Annotated in this window: 15 protein-coding genes; 9 read left to right on the top strand and 6 right to left on the bottom strand. The window is 63.6% G+C overall.

The annotated features are described in order from the left end of the window. Positions 1-162: 162 nt before the first annotated feature. Both IRI77_RS12210 and IRI77_RS38005 read right to left on the bottom strand, forming a co-directional pair. Complete coding sequence (locus tag IRI77_RS12210) at positions 163-1,008, bottom strand: dienelactone hydrolase family protein (protein ID WP_228486708.1); 846 nt, start codon at positions 1,006-1,008, stop codon at positions 163-165. Between the two features lie 113 nt (positions 1,009-1,121). After that, positions 1,122-1,895 (bottom strand): hypothetical protein, encoded by a 774-nt coding sequence (locus tag IRI77_RS38005; protein WP_228486707.1) that lies wholly within the window; start codon positions 1,893-1,895, stop codon positions 1,122-1,124. A gap of 58 nt (positions 1,896-1,953) precedes the next feature. Between IRI77_RS38005 and IRI77_RS12200 the strand changes: the two genes are divergently transcribed. From IRI77_RS12200 to IRI77_RS12190, 3 genes are all read left to right on the top strand, one after another. Beyond that, complete coding sequence (locus tag IRI77_RS12200; RefSeq protein WP_194452330.1) at positions 1,954-2,865, top strand: VOC family protein; 912 nt, start codon at positions 1,954-1,956, stop codon at positions 2,863-2,865. A 30-nt stretch (positions 2,866-2,895) separates the two neighbouring features. Continuing rightward, positions 2,896-4,254 (top strand): hypothetical protein, encoded by a 1,359-nt coding sequence (locus IRI77_RS12195; RefSeq protein ID WP_194452329.1) that lies wholly within the window; start codon positions 2,896-2,898, stop codon positions 4,252-4,254. A gap of 234 nt (positions 4,255-4,488) precedes the next feature. Further along, complete coding sequence (locus IRI77_RS12190; RefSeq protein WP_194452328.1) at positions 4,489-5,103, top strand: YybH family protein; 615 nt, start codon at positions 4,489-4,491, stop codon at positions 5,101-5,103. A gap of 63 nt (positions 5,104-5,166) precedes the next feature. Here IRI77_RS12190 and IRI77_RS38000 read toward each other — a convergent pair whose 3' ends face one another. Together IRI77_RS38000 and IRI77_RS12180 are read right to left on the bottom strand one after the other, a co-directional pair. Then, on the bottom strand, positions 5,167-5,772 hold the full coding sequence (locus IRI77_RS38000; RefSeq protein WP_228486706.1) for a sugar phosphate isomerase/epimerase family protein: 606 nt from the start codon (positions 5,770-5,772) through the stop codon (positions 5,167-5,169). Between the two features lie 448 nt (positions 5,773-6,220). Further along, positions 6,221-7,804 carry a Gfo/Idh/MocA family protein gene (locus tag IRI77_RS12180; protein WP_194452327.1) on the bottom strand — a complete coding sequence of 528 codons (1,584 nt, stop codon included), beginning with the start codon at positions 7,802-7,804 and terminating at the stop codon, positions 6,221-6,223. A 261-nt stretch (positions 7,805-8,065) separates the two neighbouring features. On the opposite strand from IRI77_RS12180, the gene IRI77_RS12175 reads away from it, so the two are divergent. From IRI77_RS12175 to IRI77_RS12155, 5 genes are all read left to right on the top strand, one after another. Then, a complete protein-coding gene (locus IRI77_RS12175; protein ID WP_194452326.1) occupies positions 8,066-8,626 on the top strand; it encodes a carboxymuconolactone decarboxylase family protein in 561 nt (186 codons plus the stop codon). 11 nt (positions 8,627-8,637) lie between these two features. After that, on the top strand, positions 8,638-9,216 hold the full coding sequence (locus tag IRI77_RS12170) for a carboxymuconolactone decarboxylase family protein (RefSeq protein WP_194452325.1): 579 nt from the start codon (positions 8,638-8,640) through the stop codon (positions 9,214-9,216). Positions 9,217-9,305: 89 nt separating this feature from the next. Further along, a complete protein-coding gene (locus IRI77_RS12165; RefSeq protein WP_194452324.1) occupies positions 9,306-10,346 on the top strand; it encodes a 4Fe-4S dicluster domain-containing protein in 1,041 nt (346 codons plus the stop codon). Between the two features lie 565 nt (positions 10,347-10,911). Further along, positions 10,912-11,424 (top strand): PEP-CTERM sorting domain-containing protein, encoded by a 513-nt coding sequence (locus IRI77_RS12160; RefSeq protein WP_194452323.1) that lies wholly within the window; start codon positions 10,912-10,914, stop codon positions 11,422-11,424. Positions 11,425-11,782: 358 nt separating this feature from the next. Next, a complete protein-coding gene (locus IRI77_RS12155) occupies positions 11,783-13,036 on the top strand; it encodes an MFS transporter (RefSeq protein ID WP_228486705.1) in 1,254 nt (417 codons plus the stop codon). A gap of 23 nt (positions 13,037-13,059) precedes the next feature. Here IRI77_RS12155 and IRI77_RS12150 read toward each other — a convergent pair whose 3' ends face one another. After that, positions 13,060-15,699 carry an ABC transporter permease gene (locus IRI77_RS12150; RefSeq protein WP_194452322.1) on the bottom strand — a complete coding sequence of 880 codons (2,640 nt, stop codon included), beginning with the start codon at positions 15,697-15,699 and terminating at the stop codon, positions 13,060-13,062. After that, entirely contained in the window at positions 15,696-16,031 is a 336-nt protein-coding gene (locus tag IRI77_RS12145; RefSeq protein ID WP_194452321.1) for a PadR family transcriptional regulator, read from the bottom strand. The genes IRI77_RS12150 and IRI77_RS12145 overlap by 4 nt, the downstream gene beginning before the upstream one ends. Positions 16,032-16,460: 429 nt before the next feature. On the opposite strand from IRI77_RS12145, the gene IRI77_RS12140 reads away from it, so the two are divergent. Continuing rightward, positions 16,461-17,912, top strand: coding sequence for a hypothetical protein (locus tag IRI77_RS12140; protein ID WP_194452320.1), 1,452 nt, complete (start codon positions 16,461-16,463; stop codon positions 17,910-17,912). Positions 17,913-18,244: the final 332 nt, after the last annotated feature.

The raw sequence follows: 18,244 nt of genomic DNA, 5'->3' as shown, positions 1-18,244 counted from the left end.
CGTCTGTATTGAAAAGTACGGATTATGGTCCACTCGCCATTACGGGCGCTGGATGCGTAACTTCAGCACGATCGCATCTCGTCGCGGCTCCGCACACGCACGACCCAACTTCATTGGAAAACCGGCCGGCGCGGACACCTGATGGCAATGTCCCGCGCCAGCTCAAGGCTTCAAATGCCGACCGAAATACTCCTCGGCCCGCTTGCGCGCATCCTCGGTTGCCTCGACATTCGCCGCATTCTTCTGCTTGCTCGCACTGGGATCGTCGAAGTTATGCTCCGCGCCCTCATACGTGGTCAGGCCAATCAGCTTCGACCGTGTCCGAACATCGCTCTCCCACTTCTGGCATCGTTTGGGGGACACCTCTTCATCGGCAGTCCCGACAAACAAGTGCAGCGGCGCGTACGGCACATACGAGTCCTGCACCGCGGCCATGCCGCAACCAGGGTAGAACGCCAGCGCGGCCCGGAAGCCCGTTGCGGGGGTGGGAATGCTGATCCCCGGTGCCTGCGACGACATCGTCACCAGCGCAGTCATGCCCCCGTTCGACCACCCCTGCAGCCCGATCCGGTCCGCCACCACGTCTCTCCGCTTGCGCAAATACTCCAGTGCGCCGTAAGCATCCAGCGGACGCACGGTCTGCTCACTCACCTCCGACGGCCGCTCATCGTAGCTCCCGCGTCCGAAGCCCTCCCAGTATCCGCGTGGTCCGAAACTGTCCACCAGCAGCGTGACATAGCCCCGTTCCGCCCAGAAGGATCCCCAGAACTTGTGCCGTTTCGACAGCGTCTTGGCTTCATACACGCCCTTGGCCAGGGACGAGTACGCACCGGCGCGTCCATGCATCAGCACGACGGCTGGATGCGGACCTGCGCCGTCAGGCCGGTACAGATACCCGATCAACTGCGTCTTCCCATCCGCGCTGGGAAAGTGGACCGTCTCGGGGATAGCATCCGCCGCCATCAGCGCGCTCGCCGCGGCCAGGGTCAATACGGCAGTTTTCTTCATTCGTACAAGCGTAGACGACACCCGGAATCCGTCAAGACAACCAAAGATGGCTGACGAAAGTTGTGTTTCGTCCGCCGCCAGGCGGGACTTCTGCCACGGGCTGCTCGGCGATCCTATCGCGCCTGCCCCGCGGCATTCTCCAGCATCACATTGGAAATCACGCCGGTATCCAGGGTCGTTGGCAGGTGCGAACAGAAGCCGATGCCGGCATAGAAGGGTCCGTCGAAGTGGAGCTGAATGGGCGGGCCGAATTGGTGCAGCGGTTCGCCCTCGATGCTCACCAGGAGCGTGAACGAGTCGCCATGCTTCTCAATTCCGATGCGCCGCGCCTGGAGTTTGGCCAGCGTGCCGCCGAAGCGGTACTCGGCATCCTTCATCTGCCCGCCTCGCGTGGCGCGCCAGGCGATGTGGATCATTCCTGTGCCGTGCTGGCCCGCCATGATCTGTTGGGAGTCGTCGTCGAGAGTCTGGCGAATCACAAGGACCGCCTTCCGATCGCCATAGCCCTCGGGCTTCGGAAACGAGACCGCGGCCGCCAGCGAGAGGTCGCCGGACATCTTCTTCCACAGGAAACGGAACTCGTCGCGCTGATACCAGATGTTGTAACCAGCCGAGTGGATCGTGTATCGCGCGGTGGTTGGATCGAAGCTGGCGCTGCCGGGCACCAGCGCCGCGCCGACATCGGATTGCCCCTCAAAAATGCCGATCGGGATATCGAAATTCCTGCCGGGCCGGTGAAAATCCGCGGGCGGCGGAACCTGCTTGTGGGTAGCGGTGCCGGGCAACGCCCAGTCGGGCACGCTGGGGACGGGGGCCTCCGGGCCCGGCGCCTGCGCGCACAGTGGCGAAGCGGCGGCGAGCATCAGCAGCAGCGGCAGGGTCTTCATGGATACGAGAATTACCATACAGCAGGCAGTCGCGGGTGGCGGCATATACAATGTCGGTATGCATTCCGGACCTCTTCTCCTCGCGGCTCTGGTCGCGGCCGCCGCCGCTCCCGCCCTGATGGCCCAGGCGTCGAGTGCTCCGGTCCGCCCGCCGATTTTGGGCGTCGCCCACATCAGGCTGAAGACCGCCGATTTGGCCGCGGCGCGCAATTTCTACGGCCGCTACCTGGGCTATCAGGAGCCGTTCGAACTCGACTCGCTCGCCGTGTTCAAGGTGAACGACCGCCAGTACATCGAAGTGGAGCCGACGCTGAAGCAGGAATCGGAAGACCGGCTGGTCCACATCGCGTTCGAGACCGGCGATGCCCGCCGGTTGCGCGATTACCTGGCCAGCCGCCTCGTGGAGGTTCCGCTCGCCGTTAAGCCGGATGCGGACGGCAACCTGAGCTTCTTCATCAAAGACGCCGATGGGCACAGCGTGGAGTTCGTCGAGTATTCGAAAGGTTCGCTGCACAGCCGGAACTTCGGCAAGGCGCTGCCGCGCACCCGCATCTCCGAACGCATGATTCACGTGGGTTTCACCATCCAGGATCGCGCCGCGGCGGACAAGCTGTACCGGGACATCCTGGGCTTTCGCCTGCAGTGGTACGGGGGCATGACCGACGAGCGCACCGACTGGGTCTCGATGCGCGTGCCCGATGGCACGGACTGGCTCGAATACATGCTGAACCAGCCCCATCCATCGCCGAAAACTCTCGGTGTCATGAACCATCTGGCGCTAGGCGTCCCAAGCACGGAACAGGGATATAAGACAGTAGTCGAACGCGGCATGAATCAGCCGGATAAGCCAAAAATCGGCCGCGACGGGAAGTGGCAGTTAAATCTCTACGATCCGAACTTCACACGCGCGGAGTTGATGGAGCCGGCGCCGGTTCAGCCGCCTTGTTGCTCGCCGATTCTGGCTCCTTAACGGCTCTCCAGGGAGAACTCGCAGAACTGGATGCCGGCGACAACGTTGGGTGTTTCAAGTGGCCGCACATTCGGTGCTGCTCGAACTGGTCTGTTTGTTGGGTGCTCATCCGTCGGCCATCAGGTCACGGGGCACTCATGTCACAATCGCACTCAACAAATGACGGTCAAACACACCTGGACCTTCAAGTCTCGCTTCCGATCCAAAGCATACAGCTGGAAGGGATCGAACCTCGCGATCAAGCGGCTGAAGGAGGCGGTCTCCGAGATCAGGAAGGTATCACGCACGGATGCCGTCACGGCAGCCGATGGAGCCGTGAACCTCTTCGAGCGATTCTGGCCATCCCTTGAGCATATTGATACGTCCTCCGGAGCGCTGGGCTCCGCCGTCAACTGTACACAGGAGCAACTGCTTCCGCTGGTCATCGAGGCCCCGGCCGATCGGAAAACGCGCGACAAATGGCTCGACAGGCTATGGCAGGCGATCCAGGACGACGGTGTCGATTACCTCTGGCCCGTCCAGGACAACTGGGGCGCCCTGTGCGCATCGCCCGCCGTCGCCTCGCAGTGGGCCGATCAATTCACCGGTATCATCCGGATGGCTTGGTCCGACCCACAGCGGAGCGGCTACTTCAGGGGCACCAGTCTTTGCTTCTCCAGTTTGCTCGCGGCTGGACGGCATCAGGATCTCTGGGGCATTCTTGCTCTCGCCCGTTTTCCCTTCTGGCACCATCGGAAATATGGAGTCGATGCCTTGCTAAAGGACGGCAGGGTCGAAGAGGCGTTGGCCTACGCCGAGGCAAGCCGGGGGCTGAATCAACCGGATCACGAGATTGACGCGGCGTGCGAACTCATCCTGCTCAATGCCGGCCGTGTCGACGAAGCTTACGCACGCTATGCGCTCACCTCGGGCGAAAGATCCACGGGCGTCGCAACGTTTCGGGAGATCGCCAGGAAGTATCCGAAACGCGATCCAGCGGGCATTCTCATCGATCTCGCGAGATCCTCCGGGGAAACCGGTCGCTACTTCGCCGCCGCGAAAGATGCTGGATTCCATGACTTGGCGCTGGGCTTCGCGGAAGCGGGCCGCACCGATCCGCGAACGTTGAGTCGCGCCGCGCGAGATCTCGCGGAGAAGAATCCGGCATTCGCGTACAAAGTGGGAAAGTTGGCCCTGGAACGGTTTCTGCAAGGCTACGGGTACGAGGTGACGCCGCTGGATGTTCTCGATGCCTACCGGCACTTCGTCAACGCCGCCGGGAAAATAGGCCGGGTGGGAGCTGCGAACCACGACGCGATCACTCTGGCAAACGCAGCCACAGCGCAGAAGTCCAATCCACTGGCGGACGCGCTCCTGCGCCGCATCCATTCAGGCGCATGGCCTCGCTGATCAGCCCTGCGCCCGTACTGGATGGCTGAAACCGAATGAATGATGCCCTTCAGCGGGAACCGTCTCACTTCGCATTACCAAGGCAAAGTCGCCGATCGCAGGCCATCCCCCGGCAACCTGTTCAAGCTGGCGCGCGTAGCCGCCGCTCACTCGTTTCCTGCCGTTCCTCCCTGCCACCGGAACGCCTGGTTACCCTTGCACTTGCACGGACCTGTAGTACCATGGAACACGCTCATGACGACTCCATCCAGGCTGATGCGTTCCTTGACGCTGGCCTCACTGCTTTGGTCGCTACCTATGACTGCCCAAAACGAATTACACCAGGAAGACCGCCAGGCTCTTCTGAAGATCCTGAACGAAATCGAAAAGGCCATCAATGCGCAGGATATCGAGGGCATGATCGCCCAGATGCGCCCCGACTGCACTGTGACGTGGTGGAATGCGGAAGTCTCCCGCGGCCATGACGAAATTCGTGCCTACTACCGGAAGATGGTCAAGGATCCGGGCCGCTACATCACCAAATACACGACCCGGGCGAAACTCGGCGAGCACGCGCTCTTCCTGGGGTCGGGCGGCGACGTCGCGGTAGCCGATGGCAGTATGGAAGACGAATTCTTTCCGGTCATCCGCGGTCCGTTCCGTTTGAATTCGCGCTGGAGCACGACCGTGGCGAAGACCGGCGGCGAGTGGAAAGTCGCCTCATTGCACCTGTCCTCCAACGTTTTCACCAACCAACTGATTACCGAGCTGACGCGGGCCTTATGGTACGCGGGCGGCGCGGGCCTCCTGATTGGCGGGCTGGCCGGCTGGCTCCTGGGCCGCCGCGGACGGCAGCGCCTCAACCCATAGCCTTCTGCGTAGCTAGCCGCGCGGCCAGGGCGATCTTCCAGGTCCTCTCGCTCCAAAAAGCGGCTAAGCCAGTACACTCCGGCAATATTGCACGCATTTTGCCAGCTCGGCCAGGGTGGAAGATCCCTGCGGAACCGGATGCTCCATCTCGATGGTGGCCTGGAAGGCGTACTTCTCCGCTCTCATCATCTGGAGAATCTCCTTCAGCGGGGTATCGCCCTCACCCCATGGCACGTTGGGGCCGTTATTCGCCTTCCGGTCCTTCAGATGCACGTGAGTCACCCGAGCGTGGTTCTGCTTGATCCACTTGGCTGGCGAAAAGCCATTCGCGGCGAAAAAGTGGCCAATGTCCACGTTGGCGCCGTTGTACTTGGAATAGGAGAACGCCTGTTCCCACGACTCGAGGCGGCCGAATGCCTCCGGGTCTGTCAGGTTGCCGTGCCCATGGTAGCCCACCATCATCTTGTGCTTCTCCGCGAAGGCTCCCATTCGCTTCGTCGTGCTGACGGGGATCTCGCAGGAAATCGCGTTCGCGCCCAGTTCGCGGGCTAATTGGAAGGCGTAATCGAGTTCATCGTCCGTGAACCCGTCCACTCCATCGAACTTCACGATCTGGATGAGGACTCCAGCGTCCTCGTACTTGCGGCGGAAGTCGCGGAACCCGCTCATCGACTGGGAGAGCCTCCATTTCTAAGGGCTTCGGTCGCAGCTTTCCGCTCCGCCTGCTGTTCCGGCGTGAGCGGAGCTCGTCCGCCTGGCGGTGGGGCGCCATTCGGGGCTCCGCCGGGCGCCGCGCCTCTGCCGCCAGCCGAAGGTGCGCCGGAAAAACCCGGCCTGCCCGCGGGCGCCGGCGCGCCCAGCGAGTCCTCCACCGGGCGCGACCGCAGTTCCAGCGCGCTCAGGCTGATGGTTGGCTCCAGACAGTACTTGAGAATGTCGTCCGCTCCGCCCGGCATGCCGCGAAAAATATACGGCACATTGGCTCCAACCTGTACGCCGCCGAAATTGGAGTTTGGCTTGGCCGCGCCGAACGATCTACCCGTGGAAAGTGCTCCCAGCCCGAGCACTCCCACTTCACGCCTTGTCAGCTTCATAACTTCCCTTTTCTCATCCGACACTACAGCTTCAATTCCGATCCTCGCCGGAACATCGGCTTGACCAGTTGGTTCGCTTCCTCGCTGTTCGTGAACCGCGTGTTCTTGCTGTCCCAAAGCAGTTTCCCGGGGACGCGCCAGGCAATGCAGACCAGTGCCAGCCACTCCGCGTAGGGCGCTGTAATGCCGAAATTGGAACAGGACGCATCACCGCCCTTACACGCGCGAACCCAGTCCAGCATGTGACCCGGAGAGCGCGTGAGAAGTTGCGGCGGCAGCTTGTACTCCTTCCATCTTGCCGAAGGCAGCAGCCACACGCCCTCGCCGCGATTGCTGGTGGCCAGGACGCCTTTGCTCCCCACGAGCACCGATCCGTTTCCCGCCAACACGCCGCGCGGGGACGCTCCTCGCGGGGGTTGCTGCGAGGCCGAGGTCAGGATTTGAGTCCCTTGGAAAACCAGGACTCCAGGACCGCCGGCGCCCCTGGGCGGACCATCCGCCGAGGCTCCTCGTCCGCCGGCGCCCGCCGGACCTCCTCCGGGACCTCGCATGCCCCCGGGTCCGCCTCGGCCAATAGCTGTCGGCCGGCCTTTGTCGGCCAGATTGTCGGGCGGAGGCAGAATCGCCTCATCCTCCATCCCCGGTACCCGGAAGGCCTCGGGGTCGGATGCCCGGACAGCCTCGTGGTAGTAGACCGACACCGGTGGCATCGGTCCCCGTGCCGGGAAGTCCAGCCGCACCACACCCCGTGTCGGGTAGGTGTACTTGCTCTTTCCTGTCTGGCTGACGCACTCCACGCTTTCCGGCGCGCCCAATTGCAGTGCGGTATGCACGGGCCCGGCCGTATGCGTCGCCCAATTGCCGATCTGTCCTGTTCCGAAATCGTAAAAACCGCGCCAATTGTAGGGCACATACCAATCACTGAACGGGCGCGCCGCTGCATTGCCCAGCCACAGATTCCAATCCAGCGTCTTGGGAACGTCCTTTGACGGCGGCAACTGCGCCAGTTCGGTAGGATACGTGCTCGGTGAGGTCGCGACGTGCGCTTCCCGAACCTCGCCGATCTCGCCGGACCAGACAATCTCAGCGGCCACCCGGTGGCATTCGTGAGAAAAGCCCTGGTTGCCCATCTGCGTCGCGACCTTGTACTTCGCTGCCGCATCGCGCAGCAGCCGGGCCTCCCACGGAGTCCTGGTCAGCGGCTTCTCGACATAAACATGCTTGCCCTGCTGCATGCAGGCGAGGGCGATCGTTGCGTGCATGAAATCGGGGACGGCGACGATGCACGCATCGATGTTCTTGCCTTCCTTGTCCAACATCGCCCGGTAGTCTTTGTACTTCGGGGCTTTGCCATGGCGGTTGAACGCGTCGGCCGCACGCGCCTCGTCCACGTCGCACAGCGCTGCGATGTTCTCGGTCGCCGCGGCGTCGTTGAGGTCCACTCCACCTTGTCCGCCACATCCGATGGCAGCCACGTTGAGCTTGTCGTAGAACGGCTTGTATCCAAGTGCGCGCAACGACGGTACACTGCCGAACCCGCCGGCGGGTACGGCCCCCGCGAGCAGGGAGCCATAGAAGAAGTACCTTCTGGAAACACCATCACTCATGAATCACCAACCTCTCGCTTCGCCGGCCCAGGGCTCGAAGTAGGCTGCCCTTTCGCTGGCTGCGTAAATCCTATCACTCCTCTGAAACTTGTACCGGCGCCTGCCGTTCTCCGGTAGTAGCTTAGCCGATGACGTCAAAAAGTCTGGCAAGATCAGAGGCGTCAGGTCTCGCCGCGTTGCCAATGGGATCGCTCACTAATTACTTTCGAGTATTGATTGAATTCGCCGAATGACCGAGTCTACGGAGAGGAGTTTTTACGCATGCCCCACATTTCGCTACCCGAAGGCCTGCCGGGCATTCTCGGCCCCATGACCTTTCGGCCCGAGACCGCCAGGCCGATGAATGAACTGGCCGACGTCCTCCTGCGCGGGCCAGGTTCTCTCACGCCGGGCGAGCGCGAACTCATCGCGACCTACGTCTCCTCCCGGAACGACTGCTTCTTCTGCCAGACCGTTCATGGCGCTGTCGCCGCTCATCACCTGGGCGGGAATGAACAGCTCGTCCTCGACGTCAAGCAGAACCCCTCCGCCGCCGGTGTATCCGAAAAGATGAAGGCTCTGCTCGCGATCGCCGGCAAAGTGCAGCGCGGCGGGAAGAACGTCACCGCAGAGGATGTCGAGCGGGCTCGCGAACTCGGCGCCACTGACCTCGAGCTTCATGACACCGTGCTGATCGCCGCCGCGTTCTGCATGTACAACCGCTACGTCGACGGCCTCGCCACCTGGGCTCCGGCGGATCCCCAGGTTTACCGTGAGTCAGGCGCGCGCCTGGCCGCCGAGGGCTACGCGGCCTCTACAGCCAGACAAACCGCGGCTCGATAAGAGTTCTCAACATGGCACACATCAAACTCCCTGAAGACCTGCCGGGCATCCGTGGCCCCTTCGCCTTTCGTCCCGAAACGGCAAAGCCCATGTCCGAACTGGCGGAAGTATTGCTGCACACCCCAGGCTCCCTCTCCATGGCCGATTCGGAGCTGATCGCGACCTACGTTTCATCCCGCAACGATTGCCACTACTGCCAGACCTCGCACGGCGCCATCGCCGCTTACCACCTCGGCGGAGATGAGCAACTCGTGCTCGATGTGAAACACGACTTCGAGAGTGCCGGCATCTCGGAGAAGCTCAAGGCCTTGCTGAACATCGCAGGCAGGGTCCAGCAGGGCGGCAAACTGGTCCGGGCGGAGGACGTCGGGCGGGCCCGCGGTCACGGCGCTACCGATCTTGAGATCCACGACACCGTGCTCATCGCCGCGGCCTTCTGCATGTACAACCGGTATGTCGACGGTCTCGCCACCTGGGCGCCGGCCGACACCGAATCGTACCGCCGGCGGGCGGCGGCTGTCGCGGAAAATGGCTATATGGGCGCCCTTGCGGCCGTGGCGGCCCAGGCGGCTGCTTCGAAAGGCGAGTAGGGGCACCAGCAATTCTCGACGGGAAACTCGAGATCGAGAAACCGGCCGGACCGCGCCGTCCAACCCAGTCCAACGAAGCTAGGAGAGCTATGTCGGATCAAGCTACTACGGGGCGGCGCGATCGCCGTCGCTACACGCCCAAGCCGGAGATCGTTTCACTGCTCAAGGTTTCGGGCAATCCGGTCAATGGACTGGGCGAAAAGGACATCCGCCGGCCCTCGCCCCACTTCTGGCATCCGCCCGACCTGCACCCGTGGGGTGAGTTGCAGCTTGTCGCGCGAACAAATTCGCGCAAATGCCCAGGCTCGGCGGAGGCCTTCGCGGCGGCGTATGAGCGCCGGGAACTCCTTCCCGTTGCCACACAACGCAACGCCGCACCGGCCGCCGAGCTGTCCGCCGCCGCCACCCAATTCGCTCTCGCACACGAAGCGGATGACGTCGGCATCGCCGCCATGGACCCCCTCTACGTCTTCGAGGGGTACAGGATTGATGAGCCCTGGGTGATCGTGCTCGCACTCGCACACGACTACGAACGCCTCAAACAGGTCCCTTCCGACGAGACCAACGGAGCCGGTGTTTGCGACGTGGGCGACCAGTACGCCCGCGGCACCAGGGCTTCCTACGCGCTGGCCAACTGGATCCGCTCGCAAGGCTACAACGCCCACCCGTATCCCGGCCCCTCGGCGGACGCCTTGCTTCTCATTCCGCCCGCCATTGCCTCCGGCCTGGGCGAACTCGGAAAACACGGGTCCATCATCAGCCGTCATTTCGGATCCGGCGTGAGGCTCGCCGCCGTCACCACCGACATGCCGCTGACGCCCACCGGACCCGACCGGTTCGGCGCCGACGACTTCTGCCAAACCTGCCAGATCTGTACCCGGGAATGCCCTCCGGGCGCCATCGTCGAACAGAAGCAGATGGTTCGCGGCGTCGAACGCTGGTACGTGGATTTCGACAAGTGCATCCCCTACTTCGCTGAGGCTGCATCGTGCGGAATCTGCATTGCCGTCTGCCCCTGGACCCGCCCTCGGGTAAGGCCAAAACTGCTCGCCACCATGGCGCGCCGGCTCGACCAGGCAACAAGCCATCCGGGCGCTTCGGAACTCTCCGCCCCAGCACTCGAGTCGTAGCGCAAGGCACTGTCCGCACCCGGATGCCCTTCCGGCGAAACAGGATCCCTCTCGGGCCGGCCCATCTCGCCGCGAACCGGTCGGCTGCCCGCAAAATGTCCTCCGCGTAAAGCTCTCCACCCCTCGCCGCCCGGCGATTTTGGCCCGAACCCCGCCGCCCTCAGCGCCGCCCGGCACGCGCATACAACACCCTAACTTCCGTTCCACGTATGGTTTAGCCGCGCATGGAGAAAGCAGCCAGGAATCAGGCCCCAACCATGTAGCGCCGCAATTGGATCGGCGAAAGTCGTTCCTGACGGCGCCGTCACCACGACGAGCTCAAACCACTTTAAACCTGAACAGACCAGAAAGGACCAAGACAATGCCTGCCCTTGCCGAACACATCCAGAGACCAGGAATCACGCGGAGACTGTGGAATTGGATCCCACTGCTCGTATGCTTGCTGGCCATCAGCCTCACTACGCCCACCGCGAAAGCGAGTTTCATCCTCCAGTACAACGGCGCAACTTTTTCAAACAACGACCTGGACTGCAGCTCAGGCCAATGCCTGTCGGGAAGCCTCATCATGGAGTTTAACGTCCTGGGTGCGGTACCCGCCCCTTCCACCCCGTTCTGTCTGGACCTCAACTCGCTCGGGAGCACCTCCGGCAGTTGCCTCGCCGTCGGCTTGGCGTCCGTCCGAAATGGCGCAACTCAATTCCAAATCGTGGGCAACCCCAACAACCTCGCTACCCTTCAACTCTCTCCCTCCGGCTCCTATTGGCTCGTCTATCTCGATGGCCAGTCCAACCAGAATCCGCCCAGCAGTGTCCTGACGAGGAATTCCGCCACCGGGGGCTCCGACCTGCTGATCCTCAACGACGGCACACACGGGGCGCTTCACGGGCGCAGCAATGTACCCGGAACCTGGACCATCATTGAGCCATCAGAAGCGCCAGTACCCGAGCCGGCCACCTGGACCGCAATGGCCACAGGCCTTGGGTTAGTCGGGCTGCTCCGCGGAAAGCGCAAGACGGCGGACCCTTCAGGCCATGAACGTGAACCCGGTTCTCCCGGCCGGTCTCAGCCGCTGGTCTGAATCCAGGGAATTCCCTCAACCGCTGGCCGCGCCAGGTCCCAGGTTCGAGCCCTTCTCGCCCACCGCGCGGGCCCATGGCGCCACCCTCGCGCCCAGGCCCGCCGGACCGGGCACCGCCCAGGGGGTGCCCGGTCTGCCGCCGCTGGCGCGGTTCCGGGTTGGAGCCGAACATCCGGGACAGCGACCAGTGCGGCCCGTATAGCTCGACGCAAGTCTCTCTATTGAGGCGGCTTGCTCGCGCTTCTGATCATTCTCCGAATCGCCCGGCCGCGCCCCATACACTCTGGCGCCACATTTTTCCGGTTGCACTGATAAAGGCCAGGCCTCATCTCCCCCCGAAAACAGAGAGGAAAACATCTTGTCCCAGAACGTGTCCGGTCTCATCGCTCCGGACTCTGCCGCCCCGGCCGAGTCCCCGCGAGCCTCTACCCCGCCAGCCGGCTATCGGTTCTCCGTCCTCACCGGGTACCTCGGTTGGGCTCTCGATTCCTTCGACTTCTTCCTGGTGGTGTATTGCCTGACCGCCATCGCCGCAGAGTTCCACCGGAAGGACTCTGATATAGCTCTGGCCATCACCCTGACGCTCGCCTTCCGGCCTCTGGGGGCAATCCTTTTTGGTCTGCTCGCTGACCGGTTCGGGCGCCGGTTGCCGTTGATGATCGACCTCATCTTCTATTCCGTCGTGGAAATCCTCACCGCCTTCGCCCCGAACTACGCAGCCTTCCTCGCGCTGCGCGCCTTGTTCGGGATTGGGTTGGGCGGGGAGTGGGGCGTCGGCGCCTCGCTCGTCATGGAAAAGACGCCTACGGCGCGCCGCGGCCTGGTCTCGGGCTTGTTGCAGCAGGGCTATGCCATGGGCAATCTGCTCGCCGCCGGCTGTTACTACTTCTTCTTTGACAAGTGGGGCTGGCGCCCGCTCTTCTTCATCGGAGGGCTGCCGGCGCTCCTCTGCCTCGTGATTCGCCTGCGCGTGTCCGAATCGGAGGTTTGGCAGGTCCAGAAGAAGCGGACCGTCCGGGAGATCCTGGCGGAACTCTATCGCCACCGGACGCTGCTGTTCTCGATGATAGGCCTGCTCGCGGCTTTGAACCTGGCAGGGCATGCCACCGTGGATATGTACCCGACCTTCCTGCAGCGAAAATGGAATCTCCTGCCCACTACAAGGTCCGCGGTCTCCGCCTTGGCCTTGACCGGAACCTTGATCGGCGCCCTGTTGATCGGCTACCTCTCAGATCGCATCGGCCGCCGCCGTTCCATGGCCGTGGCCTTTGGACTTGCCGTCCTCGTCGTCCCCCTGTGGGCTTTCGCGCCAACTCTCGCCCTCACCATTGCCGCCGCGTGGGTGATGCAATTCCTGGTGCAGGGCGCCTGGGGTGTGATTCCCGCTCATCTGGCGGAACTCGCGCCCAGTTCGGTCCGAGGCTCGCTGCCCGGCTTTGCCTACCAGATGGGGGCATTGGTTTCCAGCGCGATCGTCTACATCCAGGCCCTGGCGGCGGAACACATGCCCTATTCCAACGCCATGGCCATCACCGCGGGCACCGCACTGGTTCTGGCCACCATCGCTTCCTGCCTGGGCCAGGAGCGCAAGGGCCGCGACCTCAGCGAGTGACCGGAGCGCGGCCTCAACCGGCATCACCCCTCGTCGCGCAGCGTGGTCACCGGATCCACCCCAGCCGCCCGATGCGCCGGTAGCCAGCCTGCCAGCAACCCAACCAGGACCATCGCCAGGCAACTGGCCGCGAAGGCCAGCGGATCCAGGGGCGACACTTCGTACAGCAGGCTCTTCATCACCCTGGTCAACGCCAGGGCGCCCAGCAGGCCGATGCCCAGCCCGATACATACCAGCGACACCGCGTTTCTCAGCACCTGCGAAAGCACGTCGCGCGAACGCGCGCCCAGCGCCATGCGGATCCCGATCTCCCTCCGCCGCTGCGACACCGTGTGCGAGATGACGCCGTAAAGGCCGATGCCCGCCAACAATGCGGCAATCACCGCGAAGACGCCAATCAACCAGGCCGGACGGCTGGCGCCGGACAGCGTGCGCTCTCTTACCTGCTCTAGCGTCACCACCTCACCCAGCGGAAGCTTCGCATCCACGCCGCGCACGGCTTCGCGCAGGGCCGTGACCGCCGCCGCCACGTCGGTCTGGGCCAGGACGATCAGTTTGACGTGTGTGGCCGGCGTCTGGGCCAGCGGCACATAGACCACCGCCGGATCGGGCATGCCCGGCGGCCCCACCCTCTCTCCCCGAATCACGCCCGCGATCTCCACCTCGGGCATGGACATGGTGGGCTCCCCGAAGGGCGGCATCGAGACGCGCACTTTGCGGCCGACGGCCTCTTGCACCCGGCTCACATCCTTCAATCGCGCCGCCAGCGCCTCGTTGATCACCACCACTCGTGGCGCGCTGGCCGTGTCCCGGGCCGTAATCCCGCGACCGGCCAGCAGCGGAATCCCGAGTGTCTGGAAATACCCCGGATCCACGCGCTTCAGCCGCACCCGCACCAGATTCCGTTCGCCCGGCTCCTGCAGTGCCTCGCCATTGCCAATCCACTGCAGCGGCATGTGCGAAGTCATCCCCACCCGGCTGACACCGGGCACGGACCGCAGGCGCTCCGCCACGGCCTCGTAGAACTGAGCCGCCTTCTCCGGTGTCGGATACGACGACTTCGGCAGATCCACCGACGTCGTGATCACGTGTTCGACGCGGATCCCTGTCTCTATCTGCTGCAGCTTCAACAGGCTCTTCAACAGCAGTAGGGCGCCGCACACCAGCACCAGCGACAAGCCCACTTCGCCGATCACGATGGCCCGCCGCACCAGGGCGTGCGAGCCCGACGATCCGCGGGCCGCCCGGTTCAATGTCTGCGCCAGGCTTCCAAACGAGGTCTGCAACGCCGGAAACGTACCCGTCAGCAGCGCCACGGCCAGCGCAACCAGGCCGGCGAAACCCAGCACGCGCGGATCCAACGTGACCTCCGCCGTGAAAGGCAGCGCCTCTTTCAATGCCGGCGTCGCCACTCGAATCAGCGTCCAGGCCAGCACCACTCCGGCCGCGCCGCCCAACAGGCAGAGTACCAACGTCTCCGTAAGCAGTTGAGCCACCAGCCGGCCCCGGCTCGCGCCGAGCGCGGATCGGACCGCCAGTTCCTTCGACCGCGCCGCACCCTTGGCCAGCAGTAGGTTCGCCACGTTGGCGCAGGCGATCAGCAACACCAGCGCCACCGCGCCAAAAGCGATCGAGATCGATCGCTGCAGGTTATCCCCCACCAGCAGGCGGGCCAACCGCTCCACTACGATGGCGCCCTGCCGGTCCTCCTCCGATGCCTTCTCCATCGTGGCCGCATAGACGGCCTGCATTCGACCATTCACCTGGGTCAGCTCCGCCCCCTCCCGCAGACGGCCGTAAACCATCAGCCAATGGCTCTTGCTCTCTCGCTCGACGGGCGTGAACGCCAGCGGTTTCCAGAACTTGGTCTCGTCGCGGTCGAACGCGCCCGGCGCCAGGACGCCAATCACCTGGTACGGTTCACCGTCCAGCATCGGCCGGCGGGTGAGGATGTCCGGGTCGGCTCCGAAATCGTTCTGCCATGTGGCGTGACTCAGGACAATCACCCGCGCTGCCGTCCCCTGGTCCTCCTCGGCGGAGAACGTCCGGCCCAGCCTGGCCTGCGTGCCGAACACCCGGAAGTACTCGGAGGTTACCGCCTTGCCATTCAGCCGCGCCGGTTCACCGCCGTTCTGCAGCGCCACCGAGATGGACTGCTCGGCCGACAAAGCCTCAAAATCGGTGGCCAGCCGCTTCCATTCCAGAAAATTCGCGGCGCTCGTGGCGTTCGACACTCCGGGCCGCGGCGCCTCCCACACACGCACAATCCGGTCCGGCTCCGCGAACGGCAGCGGCTTCAACATCACCGCGTCCACTATGCTGAACATCGCTACATTGGCGCCTATGCCCAGCGCCAGCACGCCCACCACCGAGGCCGTGAAACCAGGCGACCGGGCCAGGGACGACAGCCCGTATCGAAGATCCCGCAGGAGTGCTTCCAGCCACACGAAGCTGCGCCGCTCGCGATGCAGCTCCTTCACCTGCTCCACCCCTCCAAATCGCAGCCGGGCCTCCCTCCGGGCGTCTTCCGGCGAAAGCCCGCGGGCCAGCGCGTCCCGCTCGGCCAATTCCAGATGCGCCTCAATCTCCCCTTCGAGTTCCCGCTCCAGCCGCCGCTTGCGCAGCAGCGCCAGCAGATTGTGGGCCGTCCGCCTCAGTGTCATGACTCCTCCAGAAAGCGCGCCACCAGCGACGTGGCCTTCTCCCAGTTCGCCACCTCCACCAGCAGTTGTTTCCGCCCGGCCTTGGTGATCGAGTAGACCTTCACCTTGCGGTTGGTCTCGGAGATGCCCCACTCCGTCTGGATCCAGCCCTCCTGCTCCAGCCGGATCAACGCGGGGTGAACGGACCCCTGGCTCAACTGCAGCGTGTCACCTGAGACCTGCTCGATGCGCCGCGCAACGGCATAGCCGTGCAAGGGCCCCATCACCGCCAGCGTTCTTAACACCAGCAGATCCAAAGTCCCATACGGTACTTCTGATTGTTGTTTCGACATGTCGACTCTCGACAGCTTCAGGATGAAGCAGGGCCGCCCGGGTGTCAACCGGCAAAGCTGTAACCTTTTCACCTGCTGCCGGATGCCAGGGGCCTTCGGGTCCGGTTCGCACTTCCAGGACGAATCGGGAGAGATACCTGCCGGCGGTGTAGCTGGATGCGGGTCGTTGGGACTCTATATAAGTGAGAGCCGGGCGCGCTGATCGTGGCCCTCGACGGCGGGCGCGTGTGATCGCGCAGTCATGTCGGGGCGGCAAACGCGGGCGCGTGGCCAATTCCGCGGCTTCGAGTGTCTTCCGTGCAAGGCTGATTTGCCCGGCGGCGTCGGACGCCATCTGGTGATCCCGGCTGTCAGGTCAGGTATTCGGGCCGCTCCTATCAGGTAAACCGAAGTCTCGCCAGTTCCAGGGCTGCGAACTGAATACCCCAGATGCGCCTGCACATTTCGCCGGTCAATACACTTCTCGTTCTCATCGCCTTTGGCTGGTTCCTGCTATTTGCGCATAAGGGGCTCGCGGCGCCGTTCTCCGGCGACGATCTGATGAATCTGCACGGCTATCTCTGTCACTCGCCTGTCTCGTTGATCGTCGATAACCTGTGCTACTGGTCCACGTCCTACCGGCCGTTGGGCGGGCTCTTCTACGTCCTGTTCTACAGTTGGTTCGGCTTCGATCCGCTGCCGTTCCGCGTGGCGTGCTTCGGGCTTCTGGCGCTCAACCTCGGCTTGCTCTGGCGGTTCACCCTCCGGCTGTCAGGCTCTCGCGAGGTCGCCTTCCTCACCCTCTTGCTTGCCGGCTACCACGCTTGGTTCGTCGACCTCTACTACAGCACCGGAACCATCTTTGACCTCCTCTGCTATTCCTTCTACCTCGCAGCGTTCAACCTCTACTTGAATGCCCGTGCACAACGCCCCAACCTGTCGTGGCGTCAGTTGGGGACCGTCTCCGCCCTGTACGTGTGCGCGCTCAATGCCAAGGAGATGGCCGTGAGCTTGCCCGTGTTGCTGGCTGCCTATGAGGCGGTCTACCACGCGCCGGCGCTTCGGCAGGGCGTTCACCGTTGGCTCCACGCGGAGGGCCGGGGCGTTCTGGTGACCGGGCTCCTCACCCTGCCCTATGTCGCCGGCAAGCTTCTGGGCGCGGGCAGCCTGGTGGAGAACCCGGCCTACCGGTTGACGATCTCGCCTGGCCGCTACCTGGACACCTTCCATCTATACCTGAATCCGCTGCTCTACCAGGACCACGTCTTCCGAGACCCGAATACCGTACAACTCCTGTCGGGGATGCTGGCGCTCGCCTTATGGAGACGCAGCCGGCCGTTGTTGTTTGCGTGGTGCTTCCTGCTGGCAAGCCTGCTGCCCGTGGCCTTCATCGCCCACTATGCGGCGTTCTTCCTCTACCTCCCAATGGCCGGCTGGGCACTGTACGCGGCCGTGCTGCTGGTCATGGTGAGAAGACTTCTGGCGAGCCTGCTGGTCCGCGTGGTAAGGGTCGGCGGCACGCGGGCTGAGCGGTTGCGGATGATATCTGTAGCGGTACTACCCCTCCTGCTCGTCTCGTGCCTTGCTCCCTGCCATCGGCGCGAAAGTATGAAGACACTTCGTACCTTCATCAGTGTTCAGCCTCCGTCGCGCCAACTCGCTGGGGAAATGACTGCTCTCCAACCCGGCCTGCCCCACGGTGGGCGGGTGCTGTTTCTAAGAGATCCGTTCGCCCGGGACGACTACTTCCTGCTCTTCCTGACGCGCCTTCTTTACCGGGATATGAGCATCATCGTCGAGAGGGCGCCCCTGGGGCAGGGCCCGCTCATCCAGCACGGCCACTACGATGCGGTCTTCGGCTTCCAGCACGGCCATTTAGTGCGCGCGACTTGGACCCAATGATGCCGGAGGTTCGCTGGAATCACACCAGCGGATGCGCGAGAATCCTGCCTTTTCGCCGAATGGAAAGGATCGTGGGTTGGACGGCTGCGCTGGACATCTCTCCATCATTCGGCATAAAGGAACAACCTTTCTCCGCCAATGCCCACCACCCTTCCGGCTTCTGCGAGAATTTGGGCATGCGGATATTCCTGGGGATCGTGTTGATGACGCTATCGCTCAGCCAACTCCTCGCGTGCTCCTGCGCAGGCCCGGGCACTCCGTGTTCAGCCGCCGGAAGCGCTGCGGCCGTGTTTACCGGAACCGTGCTCTCTGTTACCGATCCAGTGTGGCCC

This window comes from Paludibaculum fermentans, from assembly GCF_015277775.1.
In the GTDB taxonomy this organism is placed as follows: Bacteria; Acidobacteriota; Terriglobia; order Bryobacterales; family Bryobacteraceae; genus Paludibaculum; species Paludibaculum fermentans.
Note: the sequence above shows the minus strand (reverse complement) of the source record. Positions and strands in the feature narration are given on the sequence as shown.

Excerpts from the sequence above, each read along its gene's own strand:
- IRI77_RS12210 (WP_228486708.1), bottom strand. The coding sequence starts at position 1,008 with ATGAAGAAAACTGCCGTATTGACCCTGGCCGCGGCGAGCGCGCTGATG.
- IRI77_RS38005 (WP_228486707.1), bottom strand. The coding sequence starts at position 1,895 with ATGAAGACCCTGCCGCTGCTGCTGATGCTCGCCGCCGCTTCGCCACTG.
- IRI77_RS12200 (WP_194452330.1), top strand. The coding sequence starts at position 1,954 with ATGCATTCCGGACCTCTTCTCCTCGCGGCTCTGGTCGCGGCCGCCGCC.
- IRI77_RS12195 (WP_194452329.1), top strand. The coding sequence starts at position 2,896 with ATGCCGGCGACAACGTTGGGTGTTTCAAGTGGCCGCACATTCGGTGCT.
- IRI77_RS12190 (WP_194452328.1), top strand. The coding sequence starts at position 4,489 with ATGACGACTCCATCCAGGCTGATGCGTTCCTTGACGCTGGCCTCACTG.
- IRI77_RS38000 (WP_228486706.1), bottom strand. The coding sequence starts at position 5,772 with ATGAGCGGGTTCCGCGACTTCCGCCGCAAGTACGAGGACGCTGGAGTC.
- IRI77_RS12180 (WP_194452327.1), bottom strand. The coding sequence starts at position 7,804 with ATGAGTGATGGTGTTTCCAGAAGGTACTTCTTCTATGGCTCCCTGCTC.
- IRI77_RS12175 (WP_194452326.1), top strand. The coding sequence starts at position 8,066 with ATGCCCCACATTTCGCTACCCGAAGGCCTGCCGGGCATTCTCGGCCCC.
- IRI77_RS12170 (WP_194452325.1), top strand. The coding sequence starts at position 8,638 with ATGGCACACATCAAACTCCCTGAAGACCTGCCGGGCATCCGTGGCCCC.
- IRI77_RS12165 (WP_194452324.1), top strand. The coding sequence starts at position 9,306 with ATGTCGGATCAAGCTACTACGGGGCGGCGCGATCGCCGTCGCTACACG.
- IRI77_RS12160 (WP_194452323.1), top strand. The coding sequence starts at position 10,912 with ATGGAGTTTAACGTCCTGGGTGCGGTACCCGCCCCTTCCACCCCGTTC.
- IRI77_RS12150 (WP_194452322.1), bottom strand. The coding sequence starts at position 15,699 with ATGACACTGAGGCGGACGGCCCACAATCTGCTGGCGCTGCTGCGCAAG.
- IRI77_RS12145 (WP_194452321.1), bottom strand. The coding sequence starts at position 16,031 with ATGTCGAAACAACAATCAGAAGTACCGTATGGGACTTTGGATCTGCTG.
- IRI77_RS12140 (WP_194452320.1), top strand. The coding sequence starts at position 16,461 with ATGCGCCTGCACATTTCGCCGGTCAATACACTTCTCGTTCTCATCGCC.